The sequence below is a fragment of the Marivirga atlantica genome, assembly GCF_016734805.1.
GTDB classification, from domain to species: Bacteria; Bacteroidota; Bacteroidia; order Cytophagales; family Cyclobacteriaceae; genus Marivirga; species Marivirga atlantica.
The window spans coordinates 1,022,309-1,038,108 of record NZ_JAERQG010000001.1; the positions used below are offsets into that span (position 1 = coordinate 1,022,309).

The following is a 15,800-nucleotide window of genomic DNA, read 5'->3' on the forward strand; positions in this document are numbered from 1 at the left end:
ATGGCGAGTATTTTTGATGAGCTAAAGCAGAATTTTAAAAGGCCGAATAACGCCTTAAATCAATTGATCATAATCAACGCAATTGTGTTTGTTGGTTTAGGTTTATTAGGTGTTATATCATCGTTTTCAGGGTCAGGTAATCTTTTTATGCTTGTAGATAAGCAGTTTACCATACCTGCGGATATAGAAAGCTTTATCTACCGTCCTTGGACTTTAATTACCTATGCTTTTTCGCATGCTGGTTTCTTTCATATTTTAATGAATATGCTGGTGCTCTATTGGTTCGGAATGCTCATTTCGGAGTATTTGGGTAGTGCTAAGCTGGTTAACTTATATGTTTTAGGAGCGTTGGCTGGTGGAACAGTATTCTTGCTGGCATATAATCTTATTCCTTTTCTGGCTGAAAGAAGCACAGGAGGAATGGTTGGAGCATCTGCAGCAGTTTTCTCAGTAGCAACGGCCGCTGCTACATTATTACCTGACTATAGGTTTCATATGCTTTTTATTGGCCCGGTAAAGATTAAATACTTAGTGGCTGTTTACATATTACTTTCGATTTTAGGATCAGCCGGTGCTAATGCCGGAGGTAATCTTGCGCACCTTGGCGGAGCGGGAATCGGGTTCTTATATGTAAGAGGTCTGCAAGCAGGAACTGATTTTGGCCTGTGGATTCAAAAATTCTTAGAAGGCATCAAGAACCTCTTTAGCAGCAAGCCAAAAATAAAAGTTACCTATAAAAAGAAGGCCGAAACCACTGGTACAAGGTCTTCATCTTCATACTCATCTAATTCAAGCTCATCAACTTCTGTTGAGCAAGATGAGATTGATAGAATACTTGATAAAATTTCAGAAAAGGGGTATGAGAGCTTAAGTAAAGATGAGAAGCAAAAGCTTTTTAATGCTAGTAAAAAATAAAGAGCATTTCATAATCATATGAAATGCTCTTTATTCAAGATCAGTTTAATATTACCTGACCACTATTCTAATATTTTCTACTAATCCGTTATAGTTCAATTTTATAACAAATATACCATCCTGTAGGGATTGGAAATTTAATTCGTCAGAAACAGGATCAAAATCCTTGTAGGTTTTTAACAATTGGCCAGTAGGGTCATATATACTTAACGATTCAATTTGCTGATTGAAATTAGCTGGTAGTTGTAACTTAACAGATTCCTGATGATTTGCAGGGTTGGGATATATTTTCGCAGCCCCATCAAATGCTTTTTTAATAGAAACTATTTCTGAATATTCACTAGAGCCATCAATATCAACGGCATTTAATCTGTAATGAAGGTCCCCGAAAGGAGCATCGAAGTCACGATAGTTATATAATATATCAGAAAGACTATTACCGTTACCTTCCATTATTCCGATTAGCTCAAACTCCATATCTGAGCTGGCTCGCTGAATTTCAAAATGAGAAAAGTTTTCTTCCTTAGCCGTTATCCAACCAAGCTCAATAGTTTGTCCTCTTTTAGAAACAGAAAAAGATTTTAATTCAATGGGCAAGGTAGTGTAAACCATTTCTATTTCAGGAGGAACGCTTCCATCGGTTGGCTCATCGCTATTTCCATTAACATAAAAATTACTATTTGGTCCTCTATCAAAAGTGGCACTACCTGTTTCGTTGTAATCTCCCGTAACACCTATTATACCATCGTTTGATACATCTCCTCCGAAAAAGAAAAAGCCATTATTATTTAAATTACCGTTTACATAAAGATAACCACCTTCTTGAACAATTAATTCTGATTCAGTACCAATCGTAAAATCTCCATCAATAACAAGTGAATCTCCGGTATTAACAGTTAAGCTCATGCTACCAAAAAGTGTTCTACTAATAGATAAATTTCCCCATCGTGTTACACTACCGTTGATTATTAATTCATCATTTACAGGGTTAGCACTCGGGTTAGTGCCAGTAGACCATCCGGTATTATCTAACCAATTCGTAAACTGTTCTGCAACAGACGTATTTTGGCTGTACGCATTAAAATTGGCAAACACCATATATAGAACAAGCACTGTAATTTTCTTCACCATAACTCTGACTTTGATTGATAAACAAAGTTAAGCGCTATAGAAGGGAAACTCTACTTACAGTACTTCATAACCTTACGGAGGTGATGCTCAAAGTAAATTTGATGGATGTAACTACACTTATAACGAATGTGTCAAAAAATAGGATGAATAGTAAGAATGCTCACTAAATCTGCCCAATAACGTACATCTGCTCCATTGTTGGGTTAATGCTTCCACCCCGAGGTTCTAGTGTAACGGCAAATGCTGATGCGTTTTTGATGCTCTTCATCTTAATAAGTGAAGTCATATCACCTGCAACATCAAAAACACCCATGTCAACAGGCTTACCCTCTACAATAGCCCAGAGTTGGTATTGAAGATCATCGGGGTTTGATGGCATCTTTTTAGCATTTAAGAATACCTCACTACTTTTTTTGTTCCAATGCACTATGGCATTGGCATCAGGTGCAATATCAAGACCTTTAAGTTCTACCGTTTCTAGGCCGGGTTTTCTTAAAACTTCCAGGTTACTGGCATATTGATCGGCCTGATTTTTAACTACATTATATTGTTGAGCTATGGTTTGGTTTTGCGTGATGAGTTCACTTATTCTTGATTCTGAGTCAAGCCATTGACTTCTGTAATAAAGTGCCAAAACAATTCCAATGATAGCTACTAAACTAGCCGCTGCAGATATATAAGGATAAAAACCATTAGCCTTCTTTTCTACAGGTAGCGCTTTTACATTAGCATCTTGTTTTGGGTTTGAACTATCTTCCAGACCTAAATCAGTAAATAATTTACTCTTTACATCGGATGGAGCCTCAATGGCACCTTTTGCAGTAAAAGCTAAGAATGTTTCTTCTGTTTCCTCTAATGCCAACTTCACTTCAGGGTATTTTTCAGCCATACTTCTCACTTCAGCTCTATCCGTTTCGGAAAGCTCATCAAAGATGTAGGCTTCTAAAATGCCTGATGATATGTACTCTTCAATATTCACAATAATAATCCTCTTAGCGTCTTCATGGCAGAGCGAGCTCGTGTTTTTACAGTTCCTAAAGGAATATTAAACTCGTCTGCTATTTCGGACTGCGTATAACCTTTGAAATACATTTGTTCAATTACAAACCTTAAATCTTCAGGTAGTTGAGCTAGTACTTTTTCTAATCCTATACCGTCAATACTCTGCGTGTCAAAATTTGCATGATCAATCACATATACGTTGTCAGCAACTGAGTCGGTTTTATAGGTTTTCTTTATTTCCTTAGATCGGATTTTATCAATAGATGCATTTCTACTGATATTAACCAGCCAGGTGTATAACCTGCCTTTTTCTGAGTTATATGAACTTATTTGATTCCACGCTTTTATAAAAACATCGTGAAGGACTTCTTGCGCAACTTCTTCAGTTTTTACAATGCGGAGTATAACACCATATAATGCACCACTATAGTTGTCATATAAATATTCCAAAGCCGAAGACTTTTGAGCCTTTAGTTCTGTAATTAGTACGTCTTCAGATATTTTAATACTGGTACCGATGTTTTTGGTTATTTAGTTGATGTAAATAAAGCAAATAGCAGCTAAATAAAAAAGCTGCTGCAAGCACTATCGCTTACAACAGCTATATTAATTGATTGTTCTAAAAAATTATAGATGAATTACTTCATCGTATGCCGCAGCGGCAGCTTCCATAACCGCCTCACTCATGGTTGGGTGCGGGTGAACAGTTTTGATTAGCTCATGGCCTGTAGTTTCCAGTTTTCTGATAGCAACTATCTCTGCGATCATCTCGGTTACGTTAGCGCCAATCATGTGAGCTCCCAAAAGTTCACCATATTTAGCATCAAAAATAAGTTTTACAAAACCATCTTTAGCACCAGCAGCACTAGCTTTACCTGATGCAGAGAAAGGGAATTTACCCACTTTTAAATCATATCCAGCTTCTTTCGCTTGCTTTTCGGTAAAGCCTACAGAAGCAATTTCAGGACTGCAATATGTACAGCCTGGAATGTTTTTGTAATCAAGCGGTTCAGGCTTCTCACCAGCTATTTTCTCCACACAGATGATACCTTCTGCAGAAGCAACGTGAGCTAAGGCTGGGCCATGAACAATATCTCCTATGGCATAAACCCCATCCACATTAGTTTTGTAATAATCATCAACAAGTACTTTACCTTTTTCAGTAGCTACTCCTGCATCTTCAAGGCCAATGCCTTCTAAATTTGTGGCAACACCAACTGCTGATAATACTATTTCAGCTTCTAGTTTTTCTTCGCCTTTTTTAGTCTTAACAGTTACTTTACAGTTTTTACCTTTAGTATCTACCTGAGTTACCTCAGCGCTGGTCATTATATTAATACCGGCTTTTTTGTAAGTTTTCTCTAAGGCTTTAGATACTTCTTCATCTTCTACAGGCACAATTCTATCCATGTATTCAACGATAGTAACTTCCGTTCCTATTGAGTTATACAGATAAGCAAATTCAACTCCGATGGCACCAGAACCTACCACTACCATAGATTTAGGTTGTTTTTCTAAAGACATCCCTTTTCTGTACTCAATGATTTTTTTACCATCGATAGGAAGGTTAGGAAGCTCCCTGGCTCTTCCTCCAGTTGCAAGAATGATGCTTTCTGCACTGTATTCAGTTTTTTTGCCGTCTTTATCTTCTACTTCTACTTTTTTACCTTTCTTAAGTTTGCCGTAACCCATTATTACGTCAATCTTATTTTTCTTCATTAAGAACTGAACACCTTTGCTCATGCCTTCAGCAACACCGCGGCTTCTTTTTATCATGGCAGGGAAATCAACTGAAGCATCTTTTACATCAATGCCATAATCTTTAGCGTGATTGATATATTCAAACACATTAGCACTTTTCAATAAAGCTTTTGTTGGGATACATCCCCAGTTTAAGCAAATGCCTCCTAAGCTTTCTTTCTCAACTATTGCAACTTTTTTTCCTAATTGTGACGCTCTGATAGCAGCTACATAACCGCCAGGACCAGAACCAACAACAATAATATCGTATTTTGAAGCCATATTTATATGTTTAATTTTTCGTTTTGATAAGCAGCAGCAAATTTAGAGTTTTTGCTACTAGAAAAAAATTTTAGTGTCTGTTGCATGATGTTCGCTACGTTCATGCCAACGCATAATGTTTTGACTGGTTCGGATTATATTATAGCCGAATGATAAAAGCACTGCACCAGTAATCACGTACCTGATAACAGCTTTTTTTCTATCAATGTTATTGAAAATTATACTGCAGCAAATAAAAAAAATAATTGGGGTTACAGGAGCAATCAATCTGTCCATACTTTCCGGGTTTACCAAAGGCATAAGGCAGAGCAATAATATGTAAGTAAGCACTAATGTATGCGCCAAACGAATTCTTTTATTGAAGCAGAGTATTACTATCAAGAATGCAAAAACAGCGGCATATAAATAAGGACTTACAATTGGATGTGTTGGTAGAAAAACGCCCCATAATCTTTCGGATAATTCTACGAAATTTGTAAAAAAATCGACTGCGTAGCTTCTTGAGACCATTTCTTGTTCTGCGCTTTGTAATTGAATACTTTGATAGTTCCAGAATATGTTGGGTAAAACGGCAACAATAATCAGCAGCCCTTTATGTACTAGCTCTTTAAAGTAAGACCTTTCTTTAAAAAACAATAAAAACTCATGAATGGAAATACCCATTAACATGAATATGCCGGCATTCCGCTGCAAACACATTAAAGAGGCTAAAAACAAGGAAGCAATAAAGAAAAGCCATTTTCTTTTCATCCTCTTACTTAATAAATAACATAAGAGGCTGGCGTAACATAATAGCGTGAAAATATTTTCTGTCCACAAGAAAGTTGACATTAAATAAGGAAACACACTCGCCAGATAAATGGCCAGTGCTGTCAGACTAACAACTTTTTGCTGACTAAGCTCCCTGAAAAAATAATATATTAAAACTGCAGACCCGGCAAATGCAAATAACTGTAGTAAATAGTAAGTTTCATAATTATTAAACAGACTTAAAATAATAGGAAATAAAGGTGGCCAGAAAATATAAGTGCCTCCATCGTAAGCTATGAAAGTGCCATCATTTGAAAAACTTCTTGAAGCTGCCCAATATTGAAAAGAATCGGAAGTCCATATAAGACCACCACTAGTAGAGAATATGATTAGTAGAGTGGAGGTAATTATAAAAGCCGATAAAAGAACAAATTCTACCCTTTGGCCTTGTTGCTTTAATTCGTTTTTGGATAGAAGTTTCTTAATTTGCATCTCAAATGTAATTTTAAGCCATAAATACACATAAACCAAAATGAGTAAACTATTAGAAGGTAAAACTGCTCTGATCACAGGGGCTTCAAAAGGAATTGGAAAAGCAATTGCTGAAACTTATGCTAAACAAGGCGCCAATATTGCTTTCACTTATCTTTCAAGTGTTGAAAAAGGAGAAGCCTTGGAAAAGGAGCTTTCTGCTTCCGGAGTAAAAGTAAAAGGATATAGATCAGATGCTTCAGACTTCGCAGCGGCTGAAGAGTTAATCAATAATGTAGTAGCTGATTTTGGTAGCCTTGACATTCTTATCAACAATGCGGGTATCACTAAAGATAACCTGCTTATGAGAATGAATGAAGAAATGTGGGATTCAGTTATTAATGTGAACCTAAAATCTTGTTTCAATACTGTAAAGGCTGCAACCAGAACCTTTATGAAACAGAAAAGCGGTTCAATCATCAATATGACATCAGTTGTTGGCGTAAAAGGTAATGCCGGTCAAGCAAACTATGCAGCATCAAAAGCAGGTATTATTGGTTTTACTAAATCTGTTGCTTTAGAACTAGGCTCAAGAAATATCAGATGTAATGCCATTGCTCCGGGCTTTATTGAAACAGAAATGACTGATGCATTAGATGAAAAAACTGTTCAGGGTTGGAGAGATGCCATTCCTTTAAAAAGAGGAGGCTCTCCTGAAGATGTAGCTGAGGCTTGCGTGTTCTTAGGTTCCGATATGTCGGCTTATATAACAGGGCAGGTAATTCAGGTAGATGGTGGAATGCTAACCTGATCAATTAAAAAAAATAAAATTTCAATAATAATTTAAAGCAAAATCAGTTCAGCAAATATGCTAAACACTTCCTTGTCCTCTTATTGGCTTTTGCTATGCATAATATTGGGTTTAGGATATGCTTATTTATTATATACGGCACAAAAGCAACCATGGTCTTCAAAATGGAAATGGTTGCTTTTTTCTATCCGGGGCATTGCTGTAGCAGCTATTACCTTTCTTTTCCTTGAACCTTTTGTTAATCAAACATCTACAGAAGTAGAATCACGAAAACTAGTGTTTCTATGGGATGATTCTGAATCAGCAAAGCTAGCTTTAGGTAATGAAGTTGTAGAGAAGGAATGGAAGGAACTTCATGAACTGGCAGATGAAGTGGCCGAGCAGAAAAAGGTTGAGCTTCAATGGAAAAACCTTGCGAATAAGCCAATTGAAAATCCAGATTCTGTACCCACAGAAGCTGCCTTGACTCCATTGAGGCAATCATTAGATGCTATCGCTTCCGGTGATCAATCTAATAGTATAGCAGAGGTAGTATTGATTTCAGATGGCATTTATAATAGAGGTGCTTCTCCTGATTATTATGCCTATCCTTTTAAAGTAAGCACAATTGGATTAGGCGATTCTACTGAAAAAAAGGATGTCAGCATAGCTTCCTTAAAATATAACAAAGTGGTTTATCAGGGGAATAAATTTCCCATGCTTGTAGAAATCGCTCATCAAGGATTCGAGAATGAAAGTATTCAGGTAGTTCTCAAAAACAATGGAGAAATACTGAATCAGAAAACAATTAAAATAAACAGTCAAGATATAACCAATCAGGTTAGTTTTCTTGTTGAAGCTAATTCAGAGGGTTATCAACAATATGAAATACAGTTAAATAGTACCTCAGAAGAATTTAATAAAGCAAATAATAGCCGAACTGCTTTTGTAAATATAGTAGAAGGGAAAAAAAAGATTGTGCTTTTGGCCGCAGCTCCTCACCCTGATATAAAAGCTATTAAAAAGTCAATTGAAAGAAATGAGAATTATGAGTTGATATTAGCAATTGATCAGGTATCAGCTTACAAAGCTGATGATTATGATTTGGCAATTCTTTTTCATCTGCCCAACAGAAAAAATGTATTTCAAAATGAAATAAAACAATTATATAATGCAAATACCTCTATTTGGTTTGTTGTGGGTAATGGGGGAATTGATATTGCCGAATTCAACATGCTTAATGAAGGAGTTCAATTAAACCCTTGGCAAGAGGTAGATGAAGCAAATATTTATTATAATAATGATTTTAATGCCTTCGATCTTGATAGAGAATCTATACCTAATCTAGATGAGCTCCCACCTGCCAGTATGCCTTTTATAGAGCACAGGATTAATCCTAAAGCCGAAACACTCTTTTATAAAAGAGTAGGAAGAGTGAAAACCCAACAGCCAATAAGTGTCTTTTATGAAGATGGTGATTACAAAGAATCAACTTTGCTTTTAGAAGGGTTCTGGAATTGGCGTTTGGTTGAGTATTTACAGACTGAAGAGTACAAGCTTTTTGATGACTGGGTAGGTAAAACTGTTCGATGGCTAACCACTAAAAATAATAAGAGTCAGTTAGAGGTATACTCTATTAAAGAAAGTTATGCCTCATTCGAGCAGGTTTCACTTGCTGTAGAAACGTATAATGAAGTTTATCAAGAGATTTTTGGAAAAAAAATCAATCTTAATATTTCTGGTTCGGATAGTACCTATCAATTCAGCTTTACGACAGATAGATTAACACCAAATTTTGAAATAGGCACTTTACCAGAGGGTAAATATGTATTTGAGGCTTCCGCAACTATCAATGGGAAATCTTTTGTTGACAAAGGTCAATTTGTGGTATCAGGAAATAATTTCGAGGAGCTCAACCTGTTGGCAAACTTCGGTATGCTTGAAAGACTGGCTGATAAAAATGAAGGAAGGTTTTTCCATTATCAAAACACTTCTGAATTACTCGATTATTTAGTTCAAAATGATTACCCACAGATTTTAAAAAGTAAGAATAAAACTGTTCCTCTTACTAATAATTATTGGCTATATGTTATAATTTTGATCCTGATTTTTATGGAGTGGTTTCTGCGTAGATATTTTGGATCCTACTAATTCATTTAATAATTAAACAATTACTTGTGCTAAATAAGTGTAACTTATTGGTATTTAGAAAAATATGTGCATATTAGCACAAGAAGATTTAGTCGAACAGCTTATATGAATAAAAAAATAGTTTCTCTTACGATCACTTTGGCCGTTTCAATCGGCTTGGTTTATTTCATTTCTCAAGACGCAAGTGATTCATTATCAGAAGTTAGCAAGGAGGTTGTGCTTGCAGATTCTGTTCCTGAAGTAATTAAGGAGCCAAAGATTTTATATGGTATGGTGGTAGATTCTTTTCAGGTGGCAGAGAACTCTGTAAAAAGGAATCAAAGCATTTCTGATATTTTATTAGCCTACAATGTAAGCCATCAGCAAATTTTTCAACTTGCCAACAAGTCTAAGTCTGTTTTTGATGTACGAAAAATAGCGGCCAATAAGAAGTATACAGTTATTTATCAGGATGATTCGCTTCAATCTGCTAAAGCGCTAGTATACGAGCCAAATCCTGAAGAGTATGTAGTTTTTAATTTACTTGATTCAATTAATGTATATATTGAAAAGCGTCCTGTTAATGTGGAAAAAAGAACCATTAGTGGTACCATTAATACCAGTCTTTATGAAGATATGTTGGATGAAGGTGGTACTCCGGAGTTAGTGGATTTAGTGGCTGATATGTACGGTTGGCAAATTGACTTCACCAAAATTTATCCAGGGGATCAATTCAAGGTAATTTATACTGAAAGAACCATTGATGGTAAATCTGTTGGTATAGAAGAAATTATTGGTGCTGAATTGGTTCATTACAAAAACTCATTTCTATCAGTGGCTTTTGATCAGGGACAAGGAATCGATTATTTTGATGAAGAAGGGAAAAGTTTGAGAAAGGCTTTTTTGAGGTATCCTGTTAAGTTTACAAGAATTAGCTCCAGGTATTCGCCTAAGAGATACCACCCCGTACAAAAGAGATACAAAGCTCATTTGGGAACGGATTATGCAGCCCCAACTGGTACGCCAATATATGCCGCTGGCGATGGTGTAATTACAAAAGCCCTTTATGAGAAGTTCAATGGTAGAAATGTTAAAATTAGACATAACGCAACTTTTAGCACGCAGTACCTTCATATGTCTCGTATTGCAAGTGGTATTAAACCTGGGCAAAAAGTGAAACAAGGTCAGTTAATTGGTTATGTAGGTAGTACAGGATTAGCTTCAGGTCCACACCTTTGTTATCGCTTTTGGAAAAATGGTCGTCAGGTAGATGCCTTAAAAGTTGATCTTCCTCCATCAGAGCCAATTCATGAGGATAAGTTAGCCGCTTTTATGCGCTACAAGGATTATGTGAAATTTCAACTTGATCAGATACCTTATAAAACTGATGACAAGGAAGTTTTATTAGCCTCTGCACATTAACATTTTAATAGCTTCTTCTTAAGTTTATAGTGTCAACCATTTAAATTGATGCTGTATGCATATCAAAAATCTGGGACTTACATGTATTTGTATTTTCCTTGTTCAATTCTCTATTGCCCAAAATGGGAAGGTAGGACTAGTATTTAGTGGAGGAGGGGCAAAAGGTCTGGCACATATCGGGGCGCTGAAGGCTCTTGAAGAGTTCAATATCCCAATTGATTATATTACCGGCACTTCAATGGGTGGAGTGGTAGGCGGCTTCTATGCAGCGGGCTTTAGTCCTGAACAAATAGATTCAATTGCCACCTCCAAAGCCTTTTTACAATGGATAAACGGGGAAGTTCCAGCGAAATATAAATCTTACTATATAGAGCCAGAGCCAACTCCCCAATGGCTTGAATTTAATTTAGGTATTGACTCAACCTTTGATGCTAGCTTTAATCCAAAGTTAGCAAACGATTTATCCCTCAACTTTGAACTGGCTGAGCAGATGGCGCCTGTTTATCAATCAGAAAGTGATGATTTTGATGACCTATTCGTTCCATTTAAAGCGATGGGGGCAGAAGTGCTTACCCAAAAAGCTGTTTTGTTAGATAAAGGTAATTTAGCGACTTCTTTGCGAGCAACTATGTCGGTACCATTTGTGTATCGCCCAATTAAGATAGACGGGGAATATATATTTGATGGAGGGGTTTACAATAATTTTCCTGTTGAACCCATGAAAGCGTATTTTAATCCTGAATACATGATTGGAGTTAATGTAGCTTCAAAAGTGTATAAAGAATACCCTGAGAAGGAAGCAGAAAGAATACTTTCTTCATCACTACTTTTTATGATGATGGACAAGGCAGACCCTACTAAGCTAGAAGAGGATGGTGTTTATATTGAGCCTGATATGAGTAAATTTTCTGGCTTCGCATTTGAAGAGGCCAGATCAATAATTGATAGTGGTTATGCAGCTACTGTACGCTCCATGCCTGAGATTCAGCAAAAAATTAAAACAAGAGTTAATCAGGATGTACTTGACTCTGCACGCAATCAATTTAATGCAAAGAAGAATAAGTTGATTTTTTCGGAAGTTGAACTATCGGGCTTTACTAAGAATCAGGAAAATTACATCAGAAAAGTAATGTTCAATTCCGAAAGTGGAGATGTTTCAATAGAGGAGATCAAGAGTAACTATTATAAGCTGATAGAGGAACCTTATTTTTCAGGTATTTTTCCTCAAATGATATTTAATAGCAAAAGCGGTAAGTACAAACTGAGGCTGACAACATCGGATGAAAGCAAACTGAAAGTGCAGATAGGAGGGAATATTGCAACAAACAACCTAAGTGGAATATATTTAGGCCTTCGTTATGATAATCTGAATAATTTTCTGAATAACCATTATTTAGGGGGCCAGCTGGGTAGTTTTTATAAAGCTTTTGAATATAAACTTAGAATTAACCTCCCTCTTAAACTCCCCTTTTATGTAGCGCCTTATTTCGTTTATAATAGTTGGGACTATCTGGCAACCAATAGTTTCCTTACAAAACGTACTTCACAGATATTGAAGCAGGAAGATTTAGATTATGGAGTTGAACTCGGGTTACCGATTTATAACAAGTACAAACTTACACTAGCTGCATCGGGCATGAATGTGCTAAACAGTTTTAGTAGCCGTGAAATATTTCAATCGAATGACACGCTAGATTCTGACAGGTTGTATGGTCTCAAGACGCAATTGGAGATAGGTTATAACAGCTTCAATAATAGAGTTTTTCCTACCGATGGAAAACGATTAAGTATCAAACTAAAATATATTTATGCTACCGAAGAATTTACTGCTGGCACTGTAGGGAATAGTGAAGACAGCGAGCAAAGGCAGCATGGTATCATTTTTAACGCTGATTATGAGAATTACATACCGTTGTCTTCTGGAAGTTTGGGTTTTAATTTAAGTGGTGCCATTATGGCTATTGGTCCATTTCGTAATTTAACTGCTACGCAGATCAACTCACCTGTTTATAACCCAACCTTTGAATCACCTACGAGATATTTGAGTAATTTTAGAGCTCCAGTTTATGTCGCAGCCGGTTTAAAGTATCATTTTCCATTATTTAAGAATACTTCCTTTCGAGCGGAAACTCATATTTTTAAACCTATTTTTAATTGGCAGGAAACAAATGATGCAATTAAGTGGAGCGATGTGCAGCCTGATTATTATATGTCGGCATTGGGCGCTTTAATTTATAAAACACCTTTAGGGCCAATTAGTGTTTCTGCTCATTATTATGATGATCGCAATCCTTTTTATATAATGTTAAATATTGGTTACCTTATGTTTAAGGAGCGCCCGTTAAACTAAAAAGGAAGGCTTTTCCTCGATTATTTGCTGATACTCACGAATTTAATACTAGTATTGCACAAATTTTAATAGGAAAAAATTAAATTTACCGATTAAAATGGAACCCATGAAGAAGCTATTTTTAGTTTTTATTGTCTCATTCGCCTTAATATTTACCCTAAAAGCACAACCAGGGTCTAAATGGGTTACCCTTAAAGGTAAGGTTTTAAGTGTTAGTGTGGCCACACCTATCGATGCATCTATAACCTTAGAAAGCCTACCTTATGGAGGTGATAACCGAGTTTTTCATTCTAATCCTGAAAATGGTAAGTTCTCTTTTAAAGTAAAAGAAGGGAATAGTTATAGCGTACATTTACAGGCTGAAGGTTATTTGCCCGTTCAAGATACTATTGAGATTGTACCAAAGATGGAATCATTAAATTATGAGATGGTGCCTTCTGGTGAAAACACTTTACTTCGCTTAAACATCAACTTTGTTCAGAGTAAGTCAGAAATCATTGAAGATTCATATGCAGAGCTTGACAAACTAATTGACCTGATGACCGCTTATCCGGGTATGGAGATTCAACTGGAAGGTCATACTGATTTCAGGGGAAGTGCATCTGCTAATATGCGATTAAGTGAGGAGCGAGTAGTGGAAGTTAAAAACTATCTGACTAATCAAGGAATAGCCTCTAACAGAATTAAAACAAGAGCTTTTGGAGGTACTGTACCTATTACAAGAGAAAATACAGAAGAAGCCAAATTATTAAACAGAAGGGTAGAAGCCCGAATTCTAAAAACCGAGTAATTAACAAGAAATGAAAAAACTATTACTATCTGCCTTAGTACTATTTCTTTTTATCAATTCAAATATTCAGCTAAAGGCACAGGATGTTCAGTGGGCGAGCAAAGTGATTGAGTTCTCCTCGGAGCTTGACGAGACTCAATTCTCAACAAAACAATTATTGGGTAAGCCAAATGTTTATCCTTGGGGAGAGGGAAGTCCGAACGCTTGGACACCTAGCCGCCCGAACAAGAAGGAATTTATAAAAGTAGGCTTTGATAATCCTAAACCCATCCGTCAAATAGCTATAGCGGAATCATACAATCCTAGTACTTTATCGAAGATTTACTTTTATGATGAGGCTGGGAACGAATATTTAATGATTACGCGTGAACCGGTTATCATTAACCAGCCTGGTCGTTTTTTAAGATTATTTACTGAGTTAACGCCTTATAATGTAGCGGCCGTTAAATTAGAATTTGACGGTGATGCTGTACCGGGTTATTACAGTATCGATGCCATTGGTATTACAGATTCCGATGAACCTATCGATTTACAACTTGAAACCGTGCCTAATGTAAAGGAAGACTTAACAGCTGAGAAATTAGATGACAGAGTAAACAGTCCTTATGAAGAACTTAAACCAGTTCTTAGCCCTACGGGAAAGCAATTGTTCTTTGGTAGAAAGTTTCATCCGGAGAATATAGGTGGAGTTGAAGATTATGAAGATATCTGGGTGAGCGATTTGGACACTGTTACCAATGAATGGAAACAGGCGAGAAATATGGGGGAACCTTTAAATACAGAAGGGCCAAACTGGGTAAGCTCTATTACACCGGATGGTAACACTCTGGTAATGCTTTTAGGTAATAAATATGACGAGAAGAAAAAAAGATTGATCTCAGGTGTTTCAATGAGTTCCAGAGAAGGCGATGGTTGGTCCGAACCAAAAGCACAGGAGATAGATGATTACTACAACGTTTCCGAAAAAGCGAACTTTTACCTGGCCAATAATAGAAAAACCCTACTTATGTCTATTGAAAGAGATGATACATATGGGGCAAGAGATTTATATGTAAGTTTCCTTAAAAGAGATGGTACATGGACGGCTCCAATGAACTTAGGTGCTACTGTAAACTCCGCATCAGAAGAAACATCTCCATTTCTGGCACCAGATGACAAGACATTATTCTTCTCTTCAGCAGGATATGTTGGTTTTGGTAAGTCCGATATTTATATGACGCAGCGTCTTGATGATACCTGGCAAAATTGGAGTGAGCCGCTTAATATGGGGCCTCAGGTAAACTCGGAAGGTGAAGATTTATTCTTTACGATGCCGGCTGAAGGTAATTTTGCCTACTATACGAAGGAGGATTCAGTGGGAGATATGAACATTTTCAGACTTGAGATGCCATTGTTCTATGAAATCGATCCAATTATAACCATTACAGGTAGAGTGCTTGATGCTGAAACACAGCAACCTCTCGCAGCTGTGGTATCATATGAAACCTTAGAGGATGGTAAAGAAGTAGGTAGAGTTGAAACTGATCCGGTAACTGGAGAATACAAAATAGCTTTACCGGCAGGTAAAGAATACCAGTACATCGTGAAGATAGATGGCTACCTGCCTATTAGTGAAAATATTGATTTAACTAATCAGCGTGAATCTAAGAGCTTTAATAATGACATGATCTTAATGCCAGTTCAAGAAAAGGCTGAGATTGTATTGAATAATGTGTTCTTTAACTTTGATAGCTATGCTTTACTACCAAAAAGTAAATCAGAACTTGATAGAATGGTTGATGTTATGAAAGATAACCCATCAATTGATGTATCAATTATAGGTCATACAGATAACATCGGTACAGAAGAATATAATCTGGGCCTATCTAAGAAGCGTGCTAAATCGGTAGTAGATTATTTAGTAGCAAATGGGATAAATGTTGAAAGATTGAGTTTTGAAGGTAAAGGAGAACTATATCCGGAGGTTCCTAATACTTCAAAGGAAAACAGAGCGCAGAACAGAAGAGTTAACTTTAAGGTGGATTAAT

The 15,800-nt window shown here is 36.5% G+C and carries 12 protein-coding genes; 7 read left to right on the forward strand and 5 right to left on the reverse strand.

What is annotated here, in order from left to right; genetic code table 11:
- Entirely contained in the window at window positions 1–915 is a 915-nt protein-coding gene (locus JKP34_RS04545; RefSeq protein WP_201918148.1) for a rhomboid family protein, read from the forward strand.
- A gap of 51 nt (window positions 916–966) precedes the next feature.
- On the opposite strand, the gene JKP34_RS04550 is transcribed toward JKP34_RS04545, so the two are convergent.
- The 5 genes from JKP34_RS04550 to JKP34_RS04570 all read right to left on the reverse strand — a co-directional run bounded on the left by JKP34_RS04550 (window position 967) and on the right by JKP34_RS04570 (window position 6,312).
- Entirely contained in the window at window positions 967–2,046 is a 1,080-nt protein-coding gene (locus JKP34_RS04550; RefSeq protein ID WP_201918150.1) for a T9SS type A sorting domain-containing protein, read from the reverse strand.
- Between the two features lie 163 nt (window positions 2,047–2,209).
- Entirely contained in the window at window positions 2,210–3,025 is an 816-nt protein-coding gene (locus JKP34_RS04555) for an anti-sigma factor (RefSeq protein WP_201918152.1), read from the reverse strand.
- The gene (locus JKP34_RS04560; protein WP_236664890.1) at window positions 3,022–3,498 is read right to left on the reverse strand and encodes an RNA polymerase sigma factor; all 477 of its coding nucleotides are present in this window, start codon (window positions 3,496–3,498) and stop codon (window positions 3,022–3,024) included. The genes JKP34_RS04555 and JKP34_RS04560 overlap by 4 nt, the downstream gene beginning before the upstream one ends.
- Before the next feature lie 177 nt (window positions 3,499–3,675).
- On the reverse strand, window positions 3,676–5,070 hold the full coding sequence (lpdA, locus tag JKP34_RS04565) for a dihydrolipoyl dehydrogenase (protein ID WP_201918154.1): 1,395 nt from the start codon (window positions 5,068–5,070) through the stop codon (window positions 3,676–3,678).
- A gap of 57 nt (window positions 5,071–5,127) precedes the next feature.
- Window positions 5,128–6,312 (reverse strand): glycosyltransferase family 39 protein, encoded by a 1,185-nt coding sequence (locus JKP34_RS04570; protein ID WP_201918156.1) that lies wholly within the window; start codon window positions 6,310–6,312, stop codon window positions 5,128–5,130.
- Window positions 6,313–6,352: 40 nt separating this feature from the next.
- Here JKP34_RS04570 and fabG point away from each other — a divergent pair, with 40 nt between their 5' ends.
- The 6 genes from fabG to JKP34_RS04600 all read left to right on the forward strand — a co-directional run bounded on the left by fabG (window position 6,353) and on the right by JKP34_RS04600 (window position 15,799).
- On the forward strand, window positions 6,353–7,102 hold the full coding sequence (gene fabG, locus JKP34_RS04575) for a 3-oxoacyl-[acyl-carrier-protein] reductase (RefSeq protein WP_201918158.1): 750 nt from the start codon (window positions 6,353–6,355) through the stop codon (window positions 7,100–7,102).
- Window positions 7,103–7,159: 57 nt separating this feature from the next.
- Window positions 7,160–9,232 carry a hypothetical protein gene (locus JKP34_RS04580; protein ID WP_201918160.1) on the forward strand — a complete coding sequence of 691 codons (2,073 nt, stop codon included), beginning with the start codon at window positions 7,160–7,162 and terminating at the stop codon, window positions 9,230–9,232.
- 105 nt (window positions 9,233–9,337) lie between these two features.
- Complete coding sequence (locus JKP34_RS04585; protein ID WP_201918162.1) at window positions 9,338–10,633, forward strand: peptidoglycan DD-metalloendopeptidase family protein; 1,296 nt, start codon at window positions 9,338–9,340, stop codon at window positions 10,631–10,633.
- A gap of 55 nt (window positions 10,634–10,688) precedes the next feature.
- Window positions 10,689–12,983, forward strand: a complete 2,295-nt coding sequence (locus tag JKP34_RS04590) for a patatin-like phospholipase family protein (protein WP_201918164.1) — start codon at window positions 10,689–10,691, stop codon at window positions 12,981–12,983.
- 106 nt (window positions 12,984–13,089) lie between these two features.
- Window positions 13,090–13,773: an OmpA family protein gene (locus JKP34_RS04595; RefSeq protein WP_201918166.1), complete on the forward strand. Its 684-nt coding sequence runs from the start codon at window positions 13,090–13,092 to the stop codon at window positions 13,771–13,773.
- 10 nt (window positions 13,774–13,783) lie between these two features.
- Window positions 13,784–15,799: an OmpA family protein gene (locus tag JKP34_RS04600; RefSeq protein WP_201918168.1), complete on the forward strand. Its 2,016-nt coding sequence runs from the start codon at window positions 13,784–13,786 to the stop codon at window positions 15,797–15,799.
- The last annotated feature ends 1 nt before the right edge of the window (window position 15,800 follow it).

Excerpts from the sequence above, each read along its gene's own strand:
- JKP34_RS04545 (WP_201918148.1), top strand. The coding sequence starts at position 1 with ATGGCGAGTATTTTTGATGAGCTAAAGCAGAATTTTAAAAGGCCGAAT.
- JKP34_RS04550 (WP_201918150.1), bottom strand. The coding sequence starts at position 2,046 with ATGGTGAAGAAAATTACAGTGCTTGTTCTATATATGGTGTTTGCCAAT.
- lpdA (WP_201918154.1), bottom strand. The coding sequence starts at position 5,070 with ATGGCTTCAAAATACGATATTATTGTTGTTGGTTCTGGTCCTGGCGGT.
- JKP34_RS04570 (WP_201918156.1), bottom strand. The coding sequence starts at position 6,312 with ATGCAAATTAAGAAACTTCTATCCAAAAACGAATTAAAGCAACAAGGC.
- fabG (WP_201918158.1), top strand. The coding sequence starts at position 6,353 with ATGAGTAAACTATTAGAAGGTAAAACTGCTCTGATCACAGGGGCTTCA.
- JKP34_RS04580 (WP_201918160.1), top strand. The coding sequence starts at position 7,160 with ATGCTAAACACTTCCTTGTCCTCTTATTGGCTTTTGCTATGCATAATA.
- JKP34_RS04585 (WP_201918162.1), top strand. The coding sequence starts at position 9,338 with ATGAATAAAAAAATAGTTTCTCTTACGATCACTTTGGCCGTTTCAATC.
- JKP34_RS04590 (WP_201918164.1), top strand. The coding sequence starts at position 10,689 with ATGCATATCAAAAATCTGGGACTTACATGTATTTGTATTTTCCTTGTT.
- JKP34_RS04595 (WP_201918166.1), top strand. The coding sequence starts at position 13,090 with ATGAAGAAGCTATTTTTAGTTTTTATTGTCTCATTCGCCTTAATATTT.
- JKP34_RS04600 (WP_201918168.1), top strand. The coding sequence starts at position 13,784 with ATGAAAAAACTATTACTATCTGCCTTAGTACTATTTCTTTTTATCAAT.